The sequence below is a fragment of the Salsuginibacillus kocurii DSM 18087 genome (genome assembly GCF_000377705.1).
In the GTDB taxonomy this organism is placed as follows: Bacteria; Bacillota; Bacilli; order Bacillales; family Marinococcaceae; genus Salsuginibacillus; species Salsuginibacillus kocurii.
Window position 1 is genome coordinate 122,096 of record NZ_KB898626.1, and the last position, 25,869, is coordinate 147,964.

The 25,869-nt window shown below is 43.0% G+C and carries 18 protein-coding genes and 1 riboswitch; of the genes, 13 read left to right on the plus strand and 5 right to left on the minus strand.

Annotated elements, in window-relative coordinates; all coding sequences use genetic code 11:
- Positions 1–54: 54 nt before the first annotated feature.
- A complete protein-coding gene (locus D469_RS0109225) occupies positions 55–1,251 on the minus strand; it encodes a GTP-binding protein (protein WP_018923104.1) in 1,197 nt (398 codons plus the stop codon).
- A gap of 144 nt (positions 1,252–1,395) precedes the next feature.
- Between D469_RS0109225 and D469_RS0109230 the strand changes: the two genes are divergently transcribed.
- The 13 genes from D469_RS0109230 (at position 1,396) to nasC (ending at position 22,258) form a co-directional block, all read left to right on the plus strand.
- Positions 1,396–2,580 carry an FAD-dependent oxidoreductase gene (locus tag D469_RS0109230; RefSeq protein ID WP_018923105.1) on the plus strand — a complete coding sequence of 395 codons (1,185 nt, stop codon included), beginning with the start codon at positions 1,396–1,398 and terminating at the stop codon, positions 2,578–2,580.
- Between the two features lie 95 nt (positions 2,581–2,675).
- Positions 2,676–2,857, plus strand: a riboswitch (cobalamin riboswitch).
- 213 nt (positions 2,858–3,070) lie between these two features.
- Positions 3,071–5,308, plus strand: a complete 2,238-nt coding sequence (gene metE, locus D469_RS0109235; RefSeq protein ID WP_018923106.1) for a 5-methyltetrahydropteroyltriglutamate--homocysteine S-methyltransferase — start codon at positions 3,071–3,073, stop codon at positions 5,306–5,308.
- A gap of 694 nt (positions 5,309–6,002) precedes the next feature.
- Positions 6,003–7,406: a sigma-54 interaction domain-containing protein gene (locus D469_RS0109240; protein WP_018923107.1), complete on the plus strand. Its 1,404-nt coding sequence runs from the start codon at positions 6,003–6,005 to the stop codon at positions 7,404–7,406.
- Positions 7,407–7,616: 210 nt separating this feature from the next.
- Positions 7,617–8,453, plus strand: coding sequence for a beta-keto acid cleavage family enzyme (locus tag D469_RS0109245; protein WP_018923108.1), 837 nt, complete (start codon positions 7,617–7,619; stop codon positions 8,451–8,453).
- On the plus strand, positions 8,454–9,485 hold the full coding sequence (locus D469_RS0109250; protein WP_018923109.1) for a ketopantoate reductase family protein: 1,032 nt from the start codon (positions 8,454–8,456) through the stop codon (positions 9,483–9,485).
- 50 nt (positions 9,486–9,535) lie between these two features.
- The gene (locus tag D469_RS0109255) at positions 9,536–10,495 is read left to right on the plus strand and encodes a 3-hydroxyacyl-CoA dehydrogenase family protein (RefSeq protein ID WP_018923110.1); all 960 of its coding nucleotides are present in this window, start codon (positions 9,536–9,538) and stop codon (positions 10,493–10,495) included.
- Between the two features lie 61 nt (positions 10,496–10,556).
- Entirely contained in the window at positions 10,557–11,846 is a 1,290-nt protein-coding gene (locus D469_RS0109260; protein ID WP_018923111.1) for a GntP family permease, read from the plus strand.
- Between the two features lie 38 nt (positions 11,847–11,884).
- Positions 11,885–13,747 carry an AMP-binding protein gene (locus D469_RS20075; RefSeq protein WP_338053734.1) on the plus strand — a complete coding sequence of 621 codons (1,863 nt, stop codon included), beginning with the start codon at positions 11,885–11,887 and terminating at the stop codon, positions 13,745–13,747.
- 736 nt (positions 13,748–14,483) lie between these two features.
- Positions 14,484–15,503, plus strand: a complete 1,020-nt coding sequence (locus D469_RS0109275) for an anthranilate phosphoribosyltransferase (protein ID WP_018923114.1) — start codon at positions 14,484–14,486, stop codon at positions 15,501–15,503.
- Complete coding sequence (gene cobA, locus D469_RS21155; RefSeq protein WP_018923115.1) at positions 15,500–16,894, plus strand: uroporphyrinogen-III C-methyltransferase; 1,395 nt, start codon at positions 15,500–15,502, stop codon at positions 16,892–16,894. The genes D469_RS0109275 and cobA overlap by 4 nt, the downstream gene beginning before the upstream one ends.
- Before the next feature lie 5 nt (positions 16,895–16,899).
- Positions 16,900–17,679, plus strand: a complete 780-nt coding sequence (locus D469_RS0109285; protein WP_018923116.1) for a sirohydrochlorin chelatase — start codon at positions 16,900–16,902, stop codon at positions 17,677–17,679.
- A gap of 110 nt (positions 17,680–17,789) precedes the next feature.
- A complete protein-coding gene (locus D469_RS0109290; RefSeq protein ID WP_018923117.1) occupies positions 17,790–20,066 on the plus strand; it encodes an FAD-dependent oxidoreductase in 2,277 nt (758 codons plus the stop codon).
- A gap of 35 nt (positions 20,067–20,101) precedes the next feature.
- Positions 20,102–22,258, plus strand: a complete 2,157-nt coding sequence (nasC, locus tag D469_RS0109295) for an assimilatory nitrate reductase catalytic subunit NasC (protein ID WP_018923118.1) — start codon at positions 20,102–20,104, stop codon at positions 22,256–22,258.
- A gap of 199 nt (positions 22,259–22,457) precedes the next feature.
- Here nasC and D469_RS0109300 read toward each other — a convergent pair whose 3' ends face one another.
- The 4 genes from D469_RS0109300 to nirD all read right to left on the minus strand — a co-directional run bounded on the left by D469_RS0109300 (position 22,458) and on the right by nirD (position 25,568).
- Positions 22,458–22,772 carry a DMT family transporter gene (locus D469_RS0109300; protein ID WP_018923119.1) on the minus strand — a complete coding sequence of 105 codons (315 nt, stop codon included), beginning with the start codon at positions 22,770–22,772 and terminating at the stop codon, positions 22,458–22,460.
- The gene (locus D469_RS0109305) at positions 22,772–23,119 is read right to left on the minus strand and encodes a DMT family transporter (RefSeq protein ID WP_018923120.1); all 348 of its coding nucleotides are present in this window, start codon (positions 23,117–23,119) and stop codon (positions 22,772–22,774) included. The genes D469_RS0109300 and D469_RS0109305 overlap by 1 nt, the downstream gene beginning before the upstream one ends.
- A gap of 337 nt (positions 23,120–23,456) precedes the next feature.
- Positions 23,457–24,974, minus strand: a complete 1,518-nt coding sequence (locus D469_RS0109310; protein WP_018923121.1) for an MFS transporter — start codon at positions 24,972–24,974, stop codon at positions 23,457–23,459.
- A 261-nt stretch (positions 24,975–25,235) separates the two neighbouring features.
- Positions 25,236–25,568: a nitrite reductase small subunit NirD gene (gene nirD, locus D469_RS0109315; RefSeq protein WP_018923122.1), complete on the minus strand. Its 333-nt coding sequence runs from the start codon at positions 25,566–25,568 to the stop codon at positions 25,236–25,238.
- Positions 25,569–25,869: the final 301 nt, after the last annotated feature.

The following is a 25,869-nucleotide window of genomic DNA, read 5'->3' on the forward strand; positions in this document are numbered from 1 at the left end:
TCAATTCGTTTAGCAGCTGCATCATCATCAGCCGCATCTATAAAAAAGTAGAGATTAATGTTCTACTTTTTCTTGAATGGGAAAGACATCTGCAAAAGAGCTCCAGTCTTCTTTCATTTCATTGTCGTTTAATAGACAACGATCTAAAGAGGCAGCAATCTCTGCATGGGAAAAATCGATACCAATCAGAACGAGTTCCGTGATTCTATCTCCCCAGTTCTCATCCCTCGTCTCTAACCACTCTGGTTCCTCTTCTAACGTAACCTGAAGTTCTTCCGCAGGCAGCGATGCTAACCAGTAGCCGGCAGCTCCGACTTGTATAGATTGACCAGCTTGACTTAATTCAATAGCAATATCGTTATGTGAAGCAAGCCAGAATAGTCCTTTGGCGCGGATGATAGATTCAGGCCATTGATTAAGCCAGTTGTGGAATCGTTCGGGGTGAAAAGGGCGACGTCTCCGGTAAACAAATGATGAAATCCCGTATTCTTCTGTTTCTGGTGTATGTTCAGGAGTTTGAAGTTCTTTAAGCCAACCTGCAGACTGACTTGCTTGTTCAAAATCAAATAAATGTGTATTTAAAAGTTCTTCAGGTGCCACTTGCCCGTGTTTCGCCTGAATAATCTTTGCCTTAGGCTGTAGTTTTTTTAATACCGATTCCAAATGTTGGATTGTTGTACGCTCGACCCGGTCACATTTATTTAAAATCAAAACGTCACAACATTCAATTTGTTCGATTAACAAATCGCTAATTTCACGGGTGTCATCTTCACTAACTGCTTGATTCCTTTCTAATAAACTGGCACCAGAATGATACTCTTCCCAAAAGTGGGCGGCATCTACCACGGTTGCTAACGTATCTAAGCGGCAAAATTTGCTTAAATCTATTCCTGATTCTTCATCAATATATGAAAACGTTTGAGCAACGGGCACCGGCTCAGAAATCCCGGATGATTCAATTAAAATGTAATCAAATTGGCCTTGTTCAGCTAAGCGCTTAACTTCGATTAGTAAGTCTTCACGTAAGGTACAGCAAATGCAGCCATTGGACATTTCAACTAGCTGTTCATCAGCATGAGTAAGCGAATTTCCCTTTTTTATCAGTTCAGCGTCAATGTTCATCTCACTCATATCATTAACGAGTACAGCCACATTCATATCAGTACGTTGGTGCAAAATATGATTTAAGATTGTTGTTTTTCCAGCCCCTAAATAGCCACTTAAGACAGTTACAGGAATTTGTTCGTTCAATCTCGTCTCTCCTTCCTACTAACACATTAATTGTAATCATTACGATTTACAAATTTATTTTATTTCTTTACACTAAAGCTGTCAACTTAAATAGTAATAATTACGATTTGTTACTGGTACATTTCAAATTGGGGAGTAGATAAGATGCTGGAATGGATGGTTGTAGGTGGGGGCATTCAAGGGGCGACCATGGTTCATTTTTTACGATCACAACGAGGAGTATCTGCTAGCGAGATTGCTTGGATTGATCCTCAAAAAAGTCCGCTGGCTGCCTGGAAAAGATGTACGAATGCGGTTGGTATGAACTATTTACGGTCTCCGGGCGTCCATCATATTGGAATCAATTCGTTTTCTTTAAAGGTTTTTGCTAAACAACAGGGAAAGCAACTGTCGCAACAGCCTTTCAGGGGAAAATATGCCCGTCCATCTCTGGAAGTATTTAACGCTCATGCGGATGAAGTGCTTAAAAAGATCAAGTGGCAGGACATGTGGAAGCAGGGTAAAGTAGAAGATCTTGAACAACTAAGGAACGGGTGGAAAATTAGATTAATGAGTGGTGAGGAGCTTGAAGCCAAACGGGTCATTCTCGCTTTAGGTATGAGTGAACAACCACATGTGCCTGACGAGTTGGATATAGCCGAAGAAGAGCAGAATCGAAAAGGAATTCATCATATTTTTTCAACCTCATTACCTGAATTTACGATGCTGAAGCGTCCGGTCGCAGTAATTGGTGGTGGAATCAGTGCAGCCCAAACTGTATTAGCCCTTCAAGAGAAAGCAAGAACCCCCGTTCATTTGATTAGTAAACATAACTTAAAGGTTGCCACCTTTGACTCAGACCCAGGCTGGTTGGGACCGAAGTATATGCGTCATTTTCTGCAGACAAAAGATTACACAAAAAGGCGGGAGATGATTAAAACTGCGAGAAATATTGGAACCATCCCTCGTTTTATATACAATCAACTTCAAAAAGCGCAAAAAAGAAACTCAGTTATTGTACATGAGAAAACAGATGGCAGAGTGAGTGTAGACACCGACAACAAAATGAGGATAGGAGATGAACAGAAAGAGATAGAAGCTGAGACAATCATCCTGGCCACAGGTTTTAAAAAAGATCTGCCAGCAAACGAATGGCTGACCACAGTAAAAGATAGATATCACCTGCCCGTCGCCCCATGCGGTTTTCCGATTATTCAATCACTTGATCTTGCCTGGGCCCGCGGTTTACATGTGATGGGGGCTCTTGCAGAACTTGAAATTGGGCCGATAGCTAAAAATATATCCGGCGCCCGTAAAGCAGCTGAGCGTATTTGCGGGCATGCTCCATAAAGAGTAAGAACAATTATAGTTTGGAAGGATAAAACTAGTATCTACACTTGCAAAAAACTCTGATTTTTGATAAAAATAGAACACCAACAGGTTCATATCATTTAAAGATTCGCGGTACCTCAAAGGAGGTTTAATAGGGAATCCGATGAAAAGTCGGAGCTGTCCCCGCAACTGTAAGTGTGGACGAAGAGACCAAACCACTGGCTTTTGAAGCCGGGAAGGGGTCTTGGTAGGACGAAGCATAAGCCAGGAGACCTGCCGCGCAGTCTTTTAAGTTTCCTGACTTCGGGGGGTGAGCAGAGGGACGGCGAAATGTGGAAAAGTATAGGCACCGGATGGATCTATGTGTCTATAACGTTTTGTCGTTGAATCAGCCCCTGTCATGTTATGGCAGGGTTTTTTACGTTTCATCGTTTATAGCCCAGGTGATTAACGATGGCGCCAAGAGCAGAAACAGACAAAATGTGTAGAGATAAGAGGAGAGATTGGATTGTCTAGAAGCGTAATAGCAACTAATATTGGTTACCCGCAATTAGATGGGAAAAGAGAATGGAAACGCGTGTTAGAATCATATTGGAAAGAAGATCTATCAGCAACTGAACTGTATGATAAATTAGAAGAATTGAAAGTGGATCGTTTGAAGAAGCAAGAAAAAGCAGGAATTCACTACGTGCCTGTGAATGATTTTACTTATTATGACCGGATGCTGGATGTGGCCTGGATGTTTAATCTCATTCCTGCCCGTCATCAGCATACTTCGGAAAGTTCGCTTCGAAACTACTTTTCGATGGCACGTGGCGAACAAACCGCCGAAGCATGTGCGATGAAAAAGTGGTTTAATACAAACTATCATTACATTGTTCCGGAATGGGAAGGACAGGAACTTTCGCTTATTAAAAATATGCCGCTGGCAGCCTGGAAAGAGGCTAAGGAAGCGGGTATTTCAAATCCTAAACCGACGTTGGTCGGCCCGTTTACGTTTGCTTATTTTTCTAAAGGGTTTACCTCTGTGTCTGAAGCATTAGAGACGGTACTTCCTCTTTATAAACAAATGATTGAAGAGCTTGATACAGCAGGTGTGGAGTGGCTGCAAATCGAAGAACCTGCTTTAGTTGTCGGTGAAGCAGCACCTTTCCTAAAAGAAGTGCATGAGGCATATTCCGCCCTAAGAACCGCAGCACCACGAATGAAGCTCTTCATTCAAACGTATTATGAGGCGCTCGTTGATTTTGATACGTGCATGGCTTTTCCTGTGGATGGATGGGGCTTAGATTTAACCTCACAGCGTGCGCTTGCTCAACTTACAAGTGGCAAGTTTCCAGATGATAAAGTGCTTGGAGCCGGCATTATTACAGGTGATAACATTTGGCGCGCACATACAAAGGAAAAAGCGAGCTACCTCCAAGCTGTTTTAGAAAAAATCAACGTAAATGAAGTTTGGGTGCAGCCTACTACTTCGCTTTTACATGTACCAGAAACGAAAACTCATGAAACGAGATTGCCGGCTGAACTTTATGACCGGTTAAGCTTTGCGGATGAAAAGCTAACTGAAGTGGTGGAAGTAACAGAAGCCTTAAAGGAAGGTCAAGCTGCAGATCAAGATACACTAGCCACTTACTTGGCACAAGATCCCGTCCCATCGGTATTTAAAGATATCCAAACTCACCGCGGCACCAGTTTTGAGAAACGGCAGGAAAAACAACAAGCATTTAACCTGCCTCTACTTCCTACTACTACGATTGGAAGCCTGCCGCAAACAACAGAAGTCCGCAAATTGCGCCGTGATTGGAAACGTGGGGATTTGTCAACTGAACGCTATGAAGAAGAAGTAAGAGGTCATATTAAAAAATGGGTGCAAGAACAAGAAGAGCTTGGTCTCGATGTGCTCGTACACGGGGAATTTGAACGCAATGACATGGTTGAATTTTTTGGTGAAAAACTCGATGGCTTTGCATTTACCGATTTTGGTTGGGTACAGTCCTACGGCTCACGCGGTGTGAAACCGCCTATTATTCATAGCGATGTGAAACGCCCGCAAGCTATGACAGTTGAGGAGACGGTATATGCTCAATCTCTTACAGAGCAACCGTTAAAAGGGATGCTGACCGGGCCGGTTACGATCGTAAACTGGTCATTCGTTCGAAGTGACCAGCCAAAAGCGGATACGGCTGCCCAGGTAGCGGAAGCGTTGGCTGAAGAAGTGCTGGACCTGGAGAAGGCTGGCATTTCCATGATTCAAATTGATGAACCAGCATTTAAAGAAGGCTACCCGCTCAAAAAAGAAGACCGCCCTGCCTATGAAGACTGGGCCGTTAAGACGTTCCAGCGCACGCACCGTGATGTGAAAGACGAGACGCAAATTCATACGCACATGTGCTACAGCGAATTCCAAGATATTTTGCCTGCGATTGGTGCGATGGATGCCGATGTTATTTCCATAGAAGCGTCAAAGAGTGGCGGTGACATTCTCGCTGGTTTTGAAGATGGCCAGCACGTTAATGAAGTCGGCTTAGGCGTATATGACATTCACAGTCCCCGTATTCCAGACGTTGATGAAATGGAGTCTATGTTAAATCGCTGCTTAACGTATTTGCCGGTTGAAGTGTTCTGGGTCAACCCGGATTGCGGTTTAAAAACACGCTCAGAAAAAGAAGTGCGTGAGTCGCTTGCTGCCATGGTCCAAGCGGCCAAAAGAGTACGCGCTTCCGTGCAAGTGAAACAGAGCTAAATATTGCAGCAGGACATGCCCGCAAGTGTACTTACTTGCGGGCATGTTGGTATCAAGACAAAATTAATTTGATGTAAAGCACTCCCTGATACTTTAGGGGGTGTTTTAATTTTGTTTAGTATAATACTAATGCTATTTGTAGTGTATATGGCATTTAATTTTGTATGTTTTGCCAGTATGAGAATCATTAATGATTTATAATTATTAATAGAGCATTTGAAACCAGTTCTTATTTTAAAAAAATCAAACAAAAAATTAATGGACAAATGTACGCGCAGGAAAGAAAAAAGAAATTGTAATGCCTACTTTTCTTAAAGGTTTTAGCAGCTTTGATTCCTTAACGGTCAAATTCATTTCGTGTATATGGTAACTTAAAATTGAACTACCCTGATAGAAAATAATTCTAATATTACAATTTAAAATTGGGGGGAGTTAAGGGAGTGGGCACATGAAACAAAAAACAACTTAAAGATATTTAAATGGGGAGATCGATAGAAGCATTTCAAAAGCAACAAAAGTTGCAAGAAATACGGTAAAAAATATTACGGTATTTGAAGAAAGCAAAAAGTAGGATGTCCGACAGATGTCGGTTTCGATATGAACTTATGGATGAAAAGTTAAAATTCTTTATAATAAATCATAAGGAAGGCTTATCTAACTTACTACCAGACTTGTAAAAAGGAGGTTAATAACAATGACAGATAAGAGCTTATCGGAAATATTAAATTTTGAAGAAATTGGTCGTTACATATACGATGGGATATACATAACTGATAAAAACGGAAAAACACTTTATGTCAATAAATCGTATGAGAGAATCACTGGTTTAAAAGCAGAAGAAGTGGTTGGCTATCATGTAGTTGATTTAATGGAGCGGGGAGTCTACAAGAATGGAGTTGCTTCTGAAGTTCTCAAACATAAAAAACAAGTGAACTCTGTAGCGGAAATCAGAAATGGAGTTACAGTTCTTCTGACAGGGAACCCCATTTTTAATAGCAACGGAGATGTGGAAGCCGTTGTTATCATAAATAGAGATATGTCCGACTTATTAAAAATAGAGAAAGAACTAAATTCCACGAAAGAAAAAATGAAAATTGTGGAAAAAGAAGAATTGAAACATAAGAAAAACCTGGAAAATCTTCAGAACTATCAAACAAAAAATGTATTCCTTGGAGACAGTATTAAAATAAAAAGTATTATGGAGATGATCCATCATATAGCTGATCTGGATGTAGCTGTGCTATTAACCGGTGAAACGGGAGTAGGAAAAGAAGTGTTCTCAGATGAAATTTATAAATACAGCCATAGAAATAACCAGCCTTTTATTAAAGTGAACTGTGCAGCTATTCCGGGAGAGTTACTGGAAGCTGAATTATTTGGCTACGAAAAAGGAGCGTTTACTGGTGCTTCATCGAAAGGCCGAACAGGGCTATTTGAATTAGCTAATAAAGGCACTATTCTATTAGATGAAATAGGAGAGATTCCTTTAGAGTTACAATCAAAATTATTAAGAGCGCTTCAGGAAATGGAAATCACTAAAGTTGGTGGAACCGAGTCCATTAAACTCGATATTAGAATCATTGCGGCCACCAATGCTAATTTGCTGCAACTCGTAAAGAAAGGCGAATTCAGAGAAGACTTGTATTATCGATTAAATGTCTTCCCTCTAGACATTCCACCTTTACGTGAAAGAAGAGAAGACATTGAGCCTCTGACTAAAAAGTTTTTACAGGATTACAACAGCAAATACAAGAAAAATATTGAACTAGACCAGTCCGGTTTCTATTGTTGGAAGAAGTATGCCTGGCCGGGGAATGTGCGTGAATTGAAAAATGTAATTGAACGCATGGTCATTATTTCTAAAAAAAATGCTGTTATAGGCGAACAAGAAGTAAAGAAAATTATTAATATTGACATGGATGAAACCGCTGTTGAAGAGGAAGGCGGCCTAAAAGAAATAGTGAATAACTTAGAAAGAGATTTGATCAAACAAGCATTAATCAGTGAAGGGAGTACGAGAAAAGCCGCAAAAAAGCTGAAAATCCCTCAGTCTACTTTAGTAAAAAAAGCAAAAAGACTAGAACTAAACGTTCATTGATGAACAAATGCACCAATAGATGCATTTATTCATCGAAGTTCCCTTTACCACCGGATGTATGATGTATTATTTATAAAACCACTAAGTGATGAATAATTGCATCACTTAGTGGTTTTATTAGGGCAAAAATTCCTGTCTTTCAGTTATAAAGGACTGGCATAGAACTTGCAATTGTTTAAGGTGTACCGACAAAACATTCAGGAGGTAGTTATGGAAAAAATGATCATTACGGTTGCACCAACCGGAGCTCAGACAACTAGGCAGCATACTCCCCATGTGCCCTTATCCCCTAAAGAAATTGCAGATTCGATTTATAAATCCTGGCAGGCCGGTGCTGCTATCGGGCACGTTCATGTTAGGGATCGCGATGGCAATAATTCACTTGATCTGGATATCTATAAAGAAGTGATAGACCGGGTTAAAAGTAAGTGTGATATTATTTTAAACTTAACGACCGCCGGCGGATTGAAAATGAGTGACGAAGATCGGCTGCGGGTTTGTGAGCTCAATCCGGAAATGGCCACGTTCGATGCAGGAACGATGAATTTTGGCAAAGACGTTTTTTACAACACTCCAAATTTCCTGGAAAAATTAGCTGCTGAAATGCAAAGTCGCCACATCAAACCAGAAATTGAAATATTTGATGTAGGAATGATCCACAACACACTGCGAATTGCTAAAAAAGAGTTGATACATGAGCCTTATCATTTTCAGTTTGTATTGGGTGTCCCCGGCGGCATGCCTGCTACTCCGAAAAATTTAATGTACTTAACAGAAAGTATTCCCGCAGGATCAACTTGGTCAGCTATTGGTGCCAGTAAAGATCAACTAACTATTAATACGATGAGTATTCTTTTAGGAGGACATGTCCGTGTAGGTATGGAGGACAGCGTCTATTTCAAAAAAGGAGAGCTTGCTGAATCCAATGCGCAATTTGTAGAAAGAATTGTCGATTTATCAAATACATTGAACAGAGAGATAGCAACACCCGATGAAGCAAGAGCAATGTTGAAAATACCAAGAAACTCTAACATGGGAGTGAAATAAATGAAAATAGCAGTGGTAGGTGCAGGTTCCTTAGGTACGATAATTGGTGGGTTAATCACTCAGGCAGGGTACAATGTGGATTTAATAGATATTAATAAAGAAAATATAGAAGGACTTAATCAACATGGAGCCCAGATCTCCGGGCATTTAAACACAGTAATTCCTGTCTCAGCCAAACACTATGATGATCTGGAATCTAAATATGACACCGTTTTTTTGCTCACTAAGCAGGTGTTTACCGAAGCTGCATTATCCTCTATTTCTCCATTTCTTCATGAGGAAAGCGTCGTGTGTACTCTTCAAAACGGGGTCCCGGAAGAAAAGGTTGCTTCAATAGTGGGATCGGATAGAACAGTAGGGGGATGCGTGGGATTTGGTGCCACCTGGAAAGGCCCGGGTAAATCTGAATTAGCGACTAAATGGGAAACGGTTAAAAAGTATGCTTTTGACATCGGGGAATTAAATGGCGAAATATCAGAGCGATTAATCACGATCAAGAAGATTTTGGATACCATTGGCGACTGCGAAATGTCTACAAATATCCTAGGTGTAAAATGGTCCAAGCTATTAATGAATGCTACATTCAGCGGCATGTCTGCCTCTCTTAACTGCACATTTGGAGATGTGTTAAACAACGAAGACGCAATGAAAAGTCTGGCCAACATTGCAGATGAAACGATAAAGGTAGCCCGGGCCAACAATATTCAGCTGGAAAAAATACAGGGAAAAGACATGGAATTTCTTGAACTGGAAAACCAGGAAAGTATTCTAGAAAAAATGGAGTTTTACCATGAAGTGTGGGGGCCGCATGCCAATACAAAAGCCAGCATGCTGCAAGACTTAGAGAAAAATATTAAAACAGAAATAGATTTCATTAATGGGTATGTGGTTAAAAAAGGGAGCGAACAAAACTTATCCACCCCGTTTAATGATTTAGTGTGCGAGCTCGTTAAAAAATCAGAGATGACAAAAGACCTTCCTATATTCGATCAAAATATTGAGGAGTTCCAAACCCTTAACAATAAAATGTAAACGCTATCAAAATAGGGTGATTTCAAACTATATCCTAAAAGGAGTTTTATATGATTACTAAAATAGCGGTATTAGGGGCTGGAACCATGGGGCATGGCATGGCTGAAACGTTTGCGATGCATAAATATGAAGTGAACTTGTATGACATTAGTAAGGATAAATTAAACCAAGCAAAAGACGAAATTCGAGAAGAGCTTATCCTGTTGATTGAACAAAAATTTTTTCCAGCTGATGAATTAGAAGCGACGATTAATAGAATAAACTTCATTTCCAGTTTACAAGACAGCGTGCAGGGATGCGATTACGTCATCGAAGCGACTCCGGAGAACTTAGAAGTAAAGCAGCAGTTGTTTAAACAATTGGATCAATACTGTACGGCGCATACGATTTTAGCGAGTAATACCTCCAGCTTCGAGCTGCATAAGATGTTGAAATTTGTCAGCGGTGAGCGTAAGCAACAAATAATGATTAATCATTGGTATAACCCTGCGCACTTAATGCCACTTGTGGAACTTTCTTATTTCGGTGATATAAAACAATTCGTTTACGAAGAAGTGGAAAACCTGTACCACTCCATCAATAAGCAGACGGTTAAAGTGCTGAAAGACATTCCGGGCCTTATAGCGAATAGAATCCAGCAGGGTATCGCAAGAGAAGTATTCTCCTTAATGGAAATGGGAGCAGTGGATGCAGAAAATGCAGACAAAGCCTTAAGGTACGGTCCAGGGTTTAGATATGCAACGACCGGCCAGCTGGAGATCTGTGATTTAGGAGGCCTAGATGTGTGGTGTGTGGTAGGAGATAACTTATTAAGCGTGATGGATAACTCTTCAGAAGCTAACTCGTTGTTAAGAGAAAAAGTGAACGAAGGCAAGCTGGGTATCAAATCAAACGAGGGGTTTTATGATTACAGGCATGCAGATATACAAGCTATAAAAACAGAATTTGCTAAAAGATTGATCCATCAATTAAAAGCATCCGACTATTACGAAGGGTCTTTAGGTAAATAAGCGCGGAACGATAGACCATTATGTGTTAGGTGGAACTCATTAACTAAGGAGACTGGATAAAATGATAAGTTTGATAGGGATTTTGTTCTCTCTTGGTTTACTGATTTATTTAGCGATGAAAGGCTACGGGCTTCTTCTGATCACTCCAGCATTAGCAATATTGGTAGCTGTAACAAGCGGCATGAATATAGTGGAAGTACTGACGGGCTCTTATATGGATAGTTTTATAGGTTTTGCCGGAAGCTATTTTTTAATTTTCCTATTTGGCGCAATTTTCGGGAAAGTGATGGAGGATAGCGGGGCTGCCACGAGTATAGCTAAAGGAATTATTAAAGTAACCGGAACGAAAAGTCGGCTAGCTGTTATTGTTACGACCATGCTTATTACGGCATCGTTAACTTACGGCGGAGTAAGTATGTTTGTTGCTATTTTTGCGATCATGCCAATCGCAAGACCAATATTTAAACAGATGGATATACCCTGGCCTATTTTTATCGGTTCTTTTTTCCTGGGGGCTGCGACGTTTACTATGACCATGCTTCCCGGAACACCACAGATTCAAAATTTAATTCCTATTCCATACCTGGATACGACTGCTACTGCCGGAGCACCGCTCGGCTTGGTAGCAAGTGTAGTAGTAGTACTATTTGGACTGTGGTGGTTGAATCAACGGGACAAAAAATACCAGAAACAAAATATTGGGTACGAAGAAACAAAGGGCGACGTTTCCTCAGAGCTTGAAATAAAGGAAAATTACCCAACATTTTTTGTTAGTATCATTCCTTCTGCTATTCTGCTTTTATTAATAAATGTTGTTGAATTTAACATAGAATTATCTTTGGCAATAGCTGTAGCAGCGGCTGGGATTTTGTTTTTTAATTATTTAGTTCAACCTCTCAAAACATTTAATACAGGAGCAATGAACGTAGCCGCTCCTATTTTAAATACCAGTGCAGTGGTTGGATTCGGTGGGGTTGTGGCTGCAACCAATGGATTTGAAGTCATGCAGGCAGCTCTTTTAGATATACCCGGCCCTCCGATTATATCTTTTGCAATAGCCGTAAATATTATCGTGGGCATAACGGGTTCGGCATCTGGCGGATTGGGAATAGCTCTTGAACTGTTGATTAATGAATACACCCCTTATGTAAGCGCAGAAGTTCTTCATCGTATTGGTGCTATCAGTGCGGGCGGATTGGATGCCATGCCTCACAGTGGGGCGATAGTGACGGCCCTGGTTGTCTGCGGAACCACCCATAAAGACAGCTATATGCCGATTTTTTGGACGTGTGTAGTCGGTCCTTTAATAGCACTGATTTTTGCAATATGCATCAGTATTTTCTTTTACTAGAAAAGTGATAACCAATCGGATAAAAGGAGAATAAGAACATGAATAACTTAGAAAATACGGAAAAACTTGAAGACTGGTGGTACCCCAGTGAGGAACAGATGAAAGCAACAAGGCTGCATCAGTGGATGAAGGTTCTTGGTTTTGACCATTATGATGATTTTTATAAAGCTTCCATCGATAACGAAAGCTGGTTTTGGAGCCAGGCGGAGAAAGAACTCGGTATTGCGTGGTTTTCCCGTTACAAAAACGCCCTAGATCTTTCCAATGGGAAAAAATGGCCTCACTTTTTTGTGGAAGGAACATTAAATGCCTCTCATAACGCTGTATTTAAATGGACGGAAAAAGAAAGAACGAAAAACAAAAAAGCGCTGCAGTGGGAAAGCGAAGACGGCAGTCATGAAGAGTATACATTCACAGAATTAAGAGAAAAAATTCATACAGCCGCCGGCGGTTTCAAAGAATTCGGTATTCGTAAAGGGGATGTAGTAACACTGTACATGCCGATGATTCCTGAAGCCGTCATATCCATGATGGCCTTATCGCAAATAGGAGCGGTTTTTTCTCCGGTTTTTTCCGGCTATGGGGCGGAGGCGGTAGCCTCAAGAATGGAGGCAGCCGGCTCAAACATACTAATTACCGCAGATGGGTATTTCAGAAAAGGCAAGCTTGTGCGGATGAAAAAAGAAGCGGATCGTGCGTTGGATGCAGCAGCCTCAGCAGAAAAACTCATTGTCGTAAAGCGGACGAAAGAAGATATGGGCTGGCGGAGTGCTGTAGATATCAGCTGGGATGAAGTGATGCTTTCATCTCCATTGAAAAAAGTGGAAGAAGCAAAAAGCGAAGATCCTTTTATGCTCATTTATACATCAGGCACTACGGGTAAGCCAAAGGGTACCGTTCATAATCATGGAGGCTTTCCGATAAAGGCTGCGTTTGACGCAGGGATCTGTATGGATGTCCAGGAAGACGATACATTCTGCTGGTATACAGACATGGGCTGGATGATGGGGCCGTTTCTTGTATATGGCGCTTTAGTAAACGGGGCCTGCTTAATGATGTATGAGGGAGCTCCGGATTATCCGCAGCCGAATCGGTTGTGGGAGTTAACGGAAAAGTACCACATTTCTCATTTGGGAGTATCCCCAACGTTGGTGCGTTCTCTTATGCAGAAAGGAACAGAATGGACAGAAATAAATGATCTTTCTTCCTTGCGAGTAATTAGCTCGACAGGAGAGCCTTTTAATCCTAAACCGTGGAAATGGCTGTCCCGCACAGCGGGAAGAAGCCAAACGCCTATTATTAATTATTCCGGAGGCACCGAAACATCGGGAGGGATATTAGGAAACATCCTGTTAAAGCCGATTGGTCCGGCAATGTTTAATAGCGCTCTGCCAGGTATGGCAGCGGACATATTTAATGACAGCGGGAACTCTGTAGTAGAGGAAGTCGGCGAGCTGGTTGTGAAAAAGCCATGGGTAGGCATGACGGCAGGGTTTTGGAAGGATACGGAACGATATGAGAAAAGCTATTGGAACCGTTGGGAAGATACATGGGTGCACGGCGACTGGGTCGTAAAAGATAAAGAAGGATATTGGACGATTACCGGACGCTCTGACGATGTTATTACCACAGCGGGCAAACGAGTGGGGCCGGCAGAAATAGAGTCAATTCTAGTCGAACATGAGGCGGTGAAGGAGGCCGCAGCCATAGGTGTCCCGGATAAAAATAAGGGAGAGGCCGTCGTCTGCTTTGCCGTACTGAATACAGAGCCGAGAGATCTTATTCATCTAAAAGAGGAACTACTACAAAGCTGCGCAGATAATATGGGGAAGTCCTTAAGACCCTCTACACTCTTTTTTATAGAGGATCTGCCGAAGACACTAGAAATGGAAAAGTCATGAGGCGAGCCGTGAAAACAGCTTTTTTAATGGAAGATGGGGGAGATCTTTCCGCCCTGGAATATTTTCAGTCGTTGGAATCCGTGCAGAAAATGTCGATGCGTTACTACCAAAGCAGCAGCTGAGTAAGAGGAATTCGTTCTATACAAACGTCCGTAACGTCTTAAATGACGGTACGGACGTTTTTTTGTTTCCATGAACTATTATGGACAAATGAAGTGCATGTCATGTTGAAGAAATTAGTATCTTGAAGTTAACAGGAGCTGAACTATAAAAAGCTCGATCAAGCCGGGGTCCAGCAGCAGCCAAATATCTAAGTGGAGAATCAATAATCCAAGTAATACAGCAGCATAGGTAAATAAATGTTTTTTTGCAAGTAAAGAATACATAATGTTGCAGTGATTTGTACATAACCCCTGCTAGCGGTTCAAGGGAGTCTTGATGAACTGACAATCTCCTCCTTCCTTCGCCAGTTATTTATATGTTTATTTTACCAGAACTTCTACCCCCCTCTTCTCTTTGAATAAAGAAACATAAAGGAGAAACTTGTAAGCGGTTTACCAATTTCAACTCCACTCTCCAGAACAACGTATGGTAACTCTTGTTGTGCCAGCGTTTTGACCACTATCAAAAGTCAGACTATTCGAAAAGTGTGTCAGAATATCTATCAAGATCTAACAAATAGGGTTTTGTGTTGTTTTATGATAGACGTAACCATTAAAAGGGAGAGAGGCACAACATGGAAGAATGGATAAAAGCAATCGGCCGTGGCAAAAAAGGAAGTCGTGATTTAAGTTATTCAGAAGCAAGAACAGCTGCGGAAGCTTTCGCAAATGAGCAGTGGACAGATGTGCAAGCGGGAGCTTTCTTTTCTCTCATGAGAATGAAAGAAGCTACCGGGGCTGAATTGCAAGCTTTTGCCGAGGTTTTTCGAGAGCACACCCAGGTACTTCCCCTTCCATCTCCCAACGGGCTGGATTGTGCAGGGCCATTTGATGGCAGGCACAGGTTTGCTGCTACCATACCAGCGGCTTTTGTAAGTGCGGCAGCTGGGTTGCCTGTAACGTTGCAAGGGAGCCGGACACTTCCTCCAAAATATGGGACGCCGCTTGAAGTGATCTTAGAAGCGTGCGGTATTGACCCAGCTCAGACACAAGATGGTTGCGCGGTAACGTATGTGAACCTCGAAACACGCTGCGCTCCCTTAAAAAAACTAAGACACGTACGTGAACAACTCGGCGTGCGCACATTTATAAATACTATTGAAAAGACGTTGTGTCCAACGCAAGGAAACACTTTGCTGCTAGGCGCATTCCATAAAACAGCGATTGAGCGGATGACACCAATGCTGCAGACACTGCCGTACGAAAAAGTCATTGTTTTTCAAGGTGATGAAGGTTCCGAAGATTTGCCGGTCGACCGGACAGCCAGCTTTGCTTATGTGATTACTTCCGCAGAGGTAAGACAGCTTACGTTTCGCTTAGACGAGACAGGAGTAAGTAAACAAACCATTTCTAAAGAACCGATAACAGCCGAACAGCAGGCTAGTATCACAGAACAAATTCTTGGGGGAAAGAAGAACGCTGACATTCAACCGTATCGTGAGCAAGTTGTATATAACGCTGGGATTAGACATTTTCTTTTGAATAGAGTTTCTTCTGTCACGGCAGGAATAGACGAAGCTAGAAGGTTATTGGATGACGGTGAACCTTACAGATTGTTCAGCAATTTAAAAAGAAAGAAGGAGGTGGTTGGATGATAAAAGTAGGACATGTTGATTTTATCGGAGCAGGTCCTGGAGACCCTGGCTTATTAACAGTAAAAGGTTTGAAGGCATTAAAAGAAGCAGATGTTGTTGTTTATGACCGTCTTGCTCATCCGACCCTTCTTGCTGAAACCAGGCCGGATGCCACCCGGATTTATTGCGGCAAGCAGCCATGTAAACATACCCTCCGGCAGGAAGACATCCAAACAATGCTCTTAATTGAAGCGCGCAAAGGAAAGAAAGTGGTGCGGTTAAAAGGCGGTGACCCAGCTGTTTTCGGCCGGGTCGGCGAAGAAGCACACCTGTTAAAAGATCATGGCATTAGTTATACGATCATTCCCGGAGTTACAGCAGGCATTGCAGGTGCTATGTATGCAGGCGTTCCTATAACGCATCGGGAAAAATCGAGATCTTTCTCTATTGTCACCGGTCATCAAAAAGACAAAGAAGGCCGTCCCGTTGTAAATTGGAAAGCTTTAGCTGAAGGAGTTGACACGATCGTCTTCTATATGGGAGTGAAGAACTTAAATTATATTGCAGAACAGTTGATTGCGCATGGTAAAAAGAGAGAAACTCCCGTACTTGTCGCCGAATGGGCTACCTTAAGCAGGCAGCGGGAAGTAACAGGTACTCTTGCTACCATAGGCACGGTGTGTGAAGAAGCGCACATTGAAAACCCTGCGGTAATTATGGTCGGAGATGTTGTTGGCCTAAAAGAAGACATCCAGTGGTTCCAACCGGAAGCTGAGAAGAAACAACTTGTTTTAAAAAATCCTTCCACTCCAAAAGAATTATCTGACCGGGAGTTAACGGTAGAGAAAAAGTTTTTATCTGTTGAACCGAAGCAGTGGGAGAAAGCATTTGCAACGCATGAACGCTACCTGTTTTTGTCTACAACGGCAGCGGCTCATTTTTTCCATACACTTGAACGGCTTAATAAAGACATTCGCCAGGTCCAGGGTGACTTTTATGCCGCGGATGAAACAGTACAGCGCTATTTAAAAGAACGTGGACTCTCAGTAACTATACAACAACCTTCATTACGCCGGGGGGGCGAATTGCTTCTGGGCAGTGCTTTGGAAATAAAGCATGCTGTGCAGCCAGGGCAAGTACTGCCAAACCACCTTGTGACCCACGAATATTTGGTAGAAGCTCAGCAATTGGAAGGGATCAAGCAAATGATGGTTGATGGACATGTAACTTCCCTTTTACTTGAGGACATTCAAGCAGTAGAAGCAGTGGAGTGGCAGACTGCCAAGGGAGAATGGCCATTGGAACTTAATCTATTTGCTTTAAATGAAAAAGTAGAAGCGTTTGCGTTAGAAGCTGGTCTTCCGCTATCCCCCCTTCAACCGGCCGCTGGACTTGTTTCTAAAGGAGGTTAAATAGAGTGAAAGGCGTACTCTACATCGGGCATGGCACACGAGTTAAGGAAGGCAACGAACAAGTTAAATCCCTTGCCGAAAAAGTTAAAGATCAAGTTCCTGTACCTGTGCAAGAGACAGCTTTTTTAGAGCTGGCCGCACCGACCATTCCAGAAGGGGTTAAACGCTGCGTGGCCCAAGGCGTCACGGAGTTATATGTGGTCCCTGTCCTACTTTTCTCAGCCCGCCATTTGCATGATGACATACCAGCTGAATTAAGCAGGGCTCAACACGTACACCCAGAGCTTACGATTCAGTTGGGAGACGCGTTAGGGATTCGCGAGTCTTTATTGCAAATTGTAAGTGACCATTTGACCGAGGCTGGCATATTACAAGATTCCGGTGCATCCAGGCTCGTTCTTGTTGGCCGCGGAAGCAGTGAAGAAGCTGTAGTTTCTCAAGTAAAAGAGATTACAGAGATCCTAAAAAACAGACACCAGTTTAACAACGCGGCAACTTGTTTTTTAGCTGCTGCAAATCCTCCTTTTCAAGAGACGATGCATCAGTCTGCCAGGCAGGAAGAAGAGACTGTTTATGTAGTTCCTTACTTGCTCTTTACGGGCTTACTGATGCAAGAGATTCATCAAGTAGTCCAAAACGTGCAGCATAAGCATCTGCATAAAACCTTTAAAGTATGTCCGCATTTAGGGGCTAAGGAAGCCTTAGAAGAAGTGATAGTTGAGCATACAAAGGCAATTGTTCAAACGACAAGCTCGAATCAAACAGGAAAGCCGATATTTTCCTGAGCGAAACGACTTTTTCCGCCTGCAGGTATTAATAAACTCGTACATTAAGTAAATACAGGCAAAGAGAAACGATTAGCTTAACGAAGCGGTTTAATTAGGGGGAACGAGTGATGAATCAAACACTTATTGTAATCGGAAACGGCATGAGCAGCTTACGTTTTATTGAAATGGTCCTATCTTATGAAAGCCAAGGATACGCCATTCGTTGCTTTGGGGAAGAACCAGCGTTTCCTTACAATCGTGTCATGCTTTCTTCTTACCTTCAACATGAAGTAGAAGAGTCGTCCTTGTTTTTACACAATAAAGAGTGGTATGAAACGGACACGTTAACGATGCATACAAACGAGCGAGTGCTAGAAATTGACACAGCAGAAAAACAAATACATACCACAGCAGATAGTTACGTTTATGATGAGTTAGTCATAGCTACCGGTTCCTCTCCTATTAAACCGCCACTCCCAGGAATGGATAAAGAAGGAGTACATACCTTTCGCACGATAGCTGATGCGAAACAGATTGAGAGCCTGGCTGAACCTAGGAAAGAGGCTGTCGTAATCGGTGCTGGTTTTCTTGGGTTGGAAGCCGCCTACGGGTTGAGGCAGTCTGGTATGAAAGTGACAGTCGTGCAAAAAGGAAACAAATTACTCAATCAGCAGCTGGATAAAACAGCCTCTTCATATTTGCAGCAAAAACTAGAACATGCCGGCATTTCTTTTATGTTCGATGTAGGTATTGAAAGCATTGAAGGAGGTTCCCAGGCGGAACACGTTAGACTCGACGACGGGCAGGAGCTTGTTGCTAGTTTGGTTGTCGTGGCCATTGGCATCCGGCCTAATATTGAGCTGGCTAAACAAAGCGGGCTTAAAACGAATAACGGGATTATCGTTAACGATTATATGCAAACAAGTGCAGAAAACGTTTATGCCATTGGAGAGTGCATAGAACACGCAGGAAAAACCTATGGCTTGGTGCCGCCTGTATATGAGCAAGCAGAGGCCGCCGCTCATTATTTATGCGGAGAGCTGTCTTTTCCTTATGCAGGCAGTACCACACACAGTAAGTTGAAAATCGGCGGAATGGATCTTTTCACTGCCGGGGAGGTAGAAGAAGGAGAAGGCCGGGATGTTATCGTGCAAGCTGACAGCACGAAACCGCTCTATAAAAAGGTCGTTTTATACGATGATGTCATCCAAGGAGCGATTTTATTTGGAGACACTTCAAAAGCTGATGAAGTAACCGAGCGTCTTCAAACGCAAAAACCCCTCTCTAATGAAGAGAAGGGACAACTGTTTCATGCTGGTACAGAAGAAGAAACATTTATTGATATGCCGATGGAAAAAGAGATCTGTTTATGCAATCAGGTGAACAAAGAGACGATTCTGCGCCATATCACTTCCACGGAGAATCCAACTCTTTCTACTATCAAGACAGAGACGAAAGCTTCTACTTCCTGTGGCGGGTGTACAAAAGATGTCTCCTGTCTGCTTGATGTTAGTGACCGCTGTGAAATGCCGGAAAAAGAAGCTGCATTTTGTGGCTGTACTTCACTGGAGGAAGAAGAAGTAAGGCAGCGGATTGCTATAGGAGATTGGGAAGCACTTGAGCAGTTATTGGCCTCCTCGGAGTGGCTGGAAAAAGGATGCGCAACCTGCCTCCCTGCTTTACGGTATTATTTCGCTGTATTTAGCGAAGCAGAGAAGGCAGGAACCATCAGAGCACCGTGGATTAAGCAAGAGAGCGAAGAGATGCTCAGCATTTCTTCCTTTCCACTGCGAACGCATTCGATTTCAAAAGCGATGGAGCCCTGGATTTATATGGAAGCTTCTCTTCCTGAAAGCGAACTTGGCCTCTTAGAGGACAGAAGAATTCAATTGAAAGGCGTTCCTGAAGAGAAAGTGGAGGAAGTTTGTAAAAGTTTGAAGGTTCCTCAGTCTTCCCAGCCGGAAGCAAATTTGGAACCTTTTGGACTGGAGACATCTTTCCAACAGGAAGTTTTAGCAGAAGTAGAAGCTGGCTTGTTTATGCTCGCTTTCCCAACCACCTTTACTTTGCAAACGCATGACCTGTTCCCTTCATCAATCAGCCCGCATAGTCTCACACTCGTTCTGGTAGACGATATGTGGGAAGTCCATGTGGATGATGGTAGCGATCGTTTAATTTTATATGTTGTCTCTGTGAAAGATTTGAAGGATACGGTGCTTGCTTTAATTCAACTATACCGGGAGACAGCTTATTTTAATGAAACGTTTGCCAACTGGGTGAAGCGTTACACGCCGGTAAATATACGTGAATTATTGTTATCAGGAGAAAACCAGGCAGCTTTAAAGGATCGGCTTGTTATGCAAACTGAAGTGGTTCAGTCAATTGGTGAATATTCACTGTTGTAAATGCAGAGAGACCGGGAATTTCAGGAGGTCATGTTATGAATGAAAATATGTTGGCCGGTTTTCGCAACCGGTTGGAAGAAGTAGCTTCGGAGAAGATTTATGAAACGCAATGTCCTTTTTGCAGCATGCAGTGCAAGAAAAAAGTCATCGAAGAACGCACGCCTTCTCGTTACGTTTATCATACGGTAGGTATGGATAATCCGACCACTCATGGCAGACTGTGTGTGAAAGGGGAAAATGCGTATCAGCATGCCTTTCATTCTGAGCGGTTAAAGCATCCGCTTATTAAAGAGAATGGGGAATTTAAAAAAGCTACCTGGGAAGAAGCGTTAACGCTCATTAAAAAACGTACTGAAGAAATAGGCAATGAATTCGGAGCGAACGCTCATTCAGTTTACGGCGGCGGCTCCCTTACCAATGAAGAAGCATACCTGTTAGGGAAATTTGCCAGGGTAGGGCTTGGTACCAAATATATCGATTATAACGGACGGTTTTGTATGTCAGCAGCAGCGTCTGCCAGTACAAAAACGTTTGGAATAGACCGTGGCCTCACCAACCAGCTAGCTGAAATTGAAGAGGCCAAGTGTATTATTTTAGCAGGCACGAACATTGCAGAATGTCAGCCTACTTTTGTTCCTTATTTTGAAAAAGCAAAAGAAAATGGCTCATTTATTATTGTAATTGATCCAAGAGAGACGGAAACGTCGGCCATGGCAGATCTTCATTTGAAAATCAAACCGGGGTATGATCAAGCGCTAGCCAAACGTATTGCTTCATACCTGATCAAAGAAGATCTCATTGATGAAGAATTTTGCCGCGAGCGGACGAACGGGTTGGACGAACTGCTAGCTTATTTACAGGAAGAAGCCAACCATACAAGCTATGAGGAAATGGATGTTACTGAAAGAGAAGTGTTAGAAGCAGCTCACCGTTTTGGCCGTGCGCAGACAGGTATGATTTTTACGGCGCGCGGAGTAGAGCAGCAGACAGACGGCCATGAATCAGTCCGCCACTTTCTTAATTTGCTGCTTTTGACTGGAAAAATAGGAAAGGATGGCTGTGGCTACGGAGCCATTACTGGCCAGGCAAATGGCCAGGGCGGACGCGAACACGGCCAAAAGTCTGACCAGCTACCTGGTTATCGGAAAATTGATAATAAAGCGGACCGTCAATATATAGCTGACGTTTGGGGGATCAGGGAAAGTGAGCTTCCGGACAAAGGCGTCTCCGCCCACGAGATGATGCCTCTTATGGAAACAGGAAAGATTCGCAGCTTGTTTTTGTTCGGCTCTAACCCTTTGCTTTCCAATCCGCATGCCGACCGAGTGCGTCGCGGTTTTTCAGAGCTTTCTTTTATGGTGGTGGCAGACATGTTTTTAACAGAATCAGCTGCTTATGCGGACGTTGTATTACCGACCACTTCCTATCTGGAAGATGAAGGAACGCTGACTAATGTTGAAGGGCGGGTGACACTAAGAGAAGCGTCTAAACGGACACCAGGGAAAGCCAGGCATGATTGGAGGATCTTAGCAGACATTGCCAAACAGCTCGGAAAAGGGGAGTTTTTTTCTTTTTCCTCAGCCGAAGAGATTTTTAATGAGCTTCGCCTTGCCTCCAAAGGCGGAAAAGCAGATTATTACGGCATTACTTACGATCGAATTCGCGAGGAACATGGGGTATTTTGGCCGTGCCGAGCCGAAGGAACAGCAGATGAAAAGCAGATGTTCACCGAACAATTCGCTACAGCTGATGGAAAAGCCGAACTGTTCTATAACCCTGCTGCAACACATGAAAAAGAAGAAACCGATGACGCCTATCCGCTCTATCTAACCACAGGCCGGACGATGAGCCATTATTTAACGGGAGAGCAAACGCGGCGTAGTTCCCGTCTATTTGCAAGAGAAATTGAATCGACCGTTCACATTCATCCGGAAACGGCTGAAAAGTATGAGCTAAAGCATGGGGAACAAGTCATATTAACTTCTGCGCGGGGAGAAACGATCGTGCGTTGCACCCATTCAAAAAAAATCCGGCAGGATACAGTATTTGTTCCGATGCACTGGGGAGGAAAACAAAACATCAATAATGTGGTGGATGGAACGCTTGACCCAGATTGTGGGATGCCTGGTTTCAAACGTTCTGCTGTAGCATTAAAACCAATAACACAAAAAGTAGCAATCAGCGCAAATTAAAAAAGTGGACGTGTCACTCGCAACGGGTGAGGCGTCCACTTTTTGTAGGGAAGAAGTAGCTATTGCTTCAAAGCCTGCTCTGCAGAAGCGCCAAACTCAAGTGCTCCTTTAATAAGTGGCTAAGCAGCCGAAACAGCCAGTTTTTACTAAAGCCTGCTCGTCAAAACGCTGTTTAGCAGGAAGGGGAGCAGAGGGAGAATTAACTGTAAAATTGCAGGAGAACGACACCGACAATGATGACCAGAATAGAGGTAATTTTTTTTCGTGAACTTGGCTCTTGGAAAAACAAAATTCCAAGGGAGGTCGTGGCAGCTACAGACACTCCTGACCAAATGGCGTAAACAATTCCAACTTCCATATATTGAACACTTAAAGTCAGAAAATATATGCAGAGACTGAACGAAACAAATACACCGATACTAGGAAGTTTATTTTGAAACCCTTTAGAGAGCTTGACCATAAAGTTGCCAATTACTGAAAAACAGAGACTAATTGTTAATAGTAAGGCTCCCATTATGTCAGCTCCTCTCTTGCTTGAGGTTTTTCTGGCAAGTTAAGCGCAACAACTCCTCCAACTACTAATATAATGCCGACTGTTTTGGCAAGTGAGATTGATTCTTGAAAAGCAGCAATGCCAATAATAGAAACCAATACAGTCCCTGCTCCCGACCAAATCGCGTTAACGATGCCAATCTCATGCTGATGGGTGATAATGACATAGAAAGCAAGCGAGATTCCATAGCAACCAATTACGATCAACCCGGCGCCTAAATGATTAAAGCCTTCTGCCACTTTCATGAACGTTGCTCCTATCACCTCGAAAATGATAGAAGCAACCAATAAGACATAATATTTCAGCATCAGCTGATCCCCCGCTTTCTTTCTAAAGTTGTATCTACTCCAGCTGTAATTGCCAAGGTAAAAGCGTTTCTTTCCTAGGGGAGGTATTACCCAACCTATAGGGGAGATATAACGTAAATTATTAAATTCTTAGGCGTACAATTTCATTTATTTATGTACACACTTCTCTCCTCTATATATCTTCCTTTTTCTCCAGCTTTGGAGGGGGAAGAAGGGATATGCTTATATAATCAAATGCTCAGGCCGCACGCACAAACTAAAAAAATCCCGGCTCAGAAGAAAGTAAGAAATATTTCTAGCAGCCGGGAGTGATATTTTTTTGTCTATTAAACTGGTACTAGGCCTCTTTTGCCGCAACTTCAGGCTGTTGTTCTTCAGCAAATCCTTCGTCTTCTAGCTTTAAGTCCTCGTCTGACAGATAGTAATCCTCAGCAAAAGCATTTTTCGGTTCTTCTAAGGTGAAGTAGCAAATGACAAAGCTCACCAAGGCTCCGCCCGCTAGAACGAAAAAGAATTGCTGGGGTGTTACAAAGGTATAAAGCGTAAGGTAAATGGTAGAACCGACATTGCCGTAAGCGCCTGCCATGCCGGCTACTTGACCGGTAATACGCTTTTTTACCATTGGAATAATAGCGTACGTTGCACCTTCTGCACCTTGAATAAACATCGAAGTAAATACAGTCAGAGCAACAGCCAAAATAAGCGGCCAATTCGAATCAATCATTCCCATGCCGGCAAGACCGACCGTGATACCCAGCATGTAAAAGAGCATAACACCTCGTCTTGAACCCATCCGGTCGGAAAGGATGCCTCCTAATGGCCGGGCCAGCAGGTTAATAAAGGCAAATGAGGCTGCGATAACCCCCGCAGTAGCTGGATCCAAGGAAAATGTCAGCTGGAAAAACATCGGAAGCATGGAGACAATCGCCAGTTCAGCCCCAAAGTTTGCAAAGTAGGTACTGTTCAAGGCGCCGACATTTTTAAACTTGTATTTATCATTTTCCGGAACGCCGCGTTTTAAGATCGGGACATTGACTTTTAGAATTTGATAGAGCTGATAGATGAAGACTAACCCGACCACGACCCAAATGGCATACAGAACCTCTATCGTCATAAAACCCATGTCTTCAATACGCCACGCGCTGAGAGCTAGTGCACCGCCGAGCGGGATTGTCCATAAAATAAGCTGTACCATATCTCCCCAGGAGCTTACTTCCATCGCGCCATTTCCTTTAGGTTTGATTAACGCGCGGCCATCTGGTGTATCTTTTACTTTGAAATAAAAAATAATCCCGTAGACAAGACAAACGACCCCGGTAAAAGCAATCGAATAACGCCAGCCCTCATCGCCGCCAAACAACGTAATGGCAAACCAAGGTAGCAGCATGGCACCAGCAGCAGAACCAAAGTTCCCCCAGCCGCCGTAAATACCTTCGGCGAAACCAACGTCTTTTGGCGGGAACCATTCAGCCACTAAGCGGATCCCTACGACAAAGCTGGCGCCAATGCTACCGAGGATAAGTCGTGAGATCATTAGCTGTGCCCACGTGTCACCAAAAGCAAACACAAACGTCGGGATCGACATCAAAATAAGTAAACCTGAATAAACCACTCGTGGACCAAACCGGTCAAGCAGGGTGCCGATGATGATGCGGGCAGGTATAGTTAATGCGACATTAATAATACCGAGGGCTGCAATATGTTCGGGCGTAAGCCAGCCCATATCCTCCATCATCGTTGTGGCGAGAGGGGCCATATTATACCAGGCGAAAAAGGAAACGAAAAAAGCAAACCAGCAATAATGAAGAATTTTTATCCGTTCGTCTTTAAATGTGAAAATATCTCTAACTTTCAATGGTCCTCCACCTTTCTATCTGTAAAAATCGTTAAGACTGTAAGCATTCGATAAAAATGTATTATTCTTATCGTTATACTTAGCCTTAACTGTTTGATAGGAACGGAAGGTTGCCTGCACCTTCCGTTATATATGGGACGGATCAATCGAAGGTTTGTTCTTTCGTTGTTTTTAAAAGTTGCAGTACCTTCTCTTTGCATGTTTTATAAGCGCGTATGGTTTCTATTATTTATGACCATTGGAATGAGGGGCGTTAATCACTTACGCATTGTCTATAAGGTAGACGGCGCCATCTATAATTGCTGTGTCAAATGTCTTTACACACCCTTCATCCGGTGCCTGAACTTGGCCGTCTGTGACATTAATCTTCCAATCATGCAACGGACAAAATACATGATCGCCGCTGACAATGCCCTGGGAAAGCGGGCCGCCGCGATGTGGGCAACTGTTTTCAATCGCGTGGACTTCATCTTTATTGGTTTTAAATACCGCAATCGAAGTTTCGCCCCACATAATTTCTCTCGGGACATTTACTCGTAACTCCTCAAAAGGTAAAACATACACATGCTTTTCGTCGATTTGAACTGATGACATGTTGGAAGCTCCCTTCACTCAATAAAATTTCTGGTGGTAAATGGGGTAATGAACGCTACGAAAACTTAACAGGCTCGACGGCCCTGAGCGCCCTCCGCTTTTCTCTGTCCAGCTGCGACGCTTAGATGCTCGAGGTTTTTTCTAGTCCTGACTCCGCGCAGCAGGCTGCGCTGCACAGTTCTAGAAAAACTTGTCGCATCTGAGCAAAGCGCCTCCGCTTTTCTGTCTAGCTTCGGGCGCCATTGGCTTGAGATCCCTTTTCCCCGCCCTGCGGCGGCGACAGCCTCCTCGGCGGTGAAGA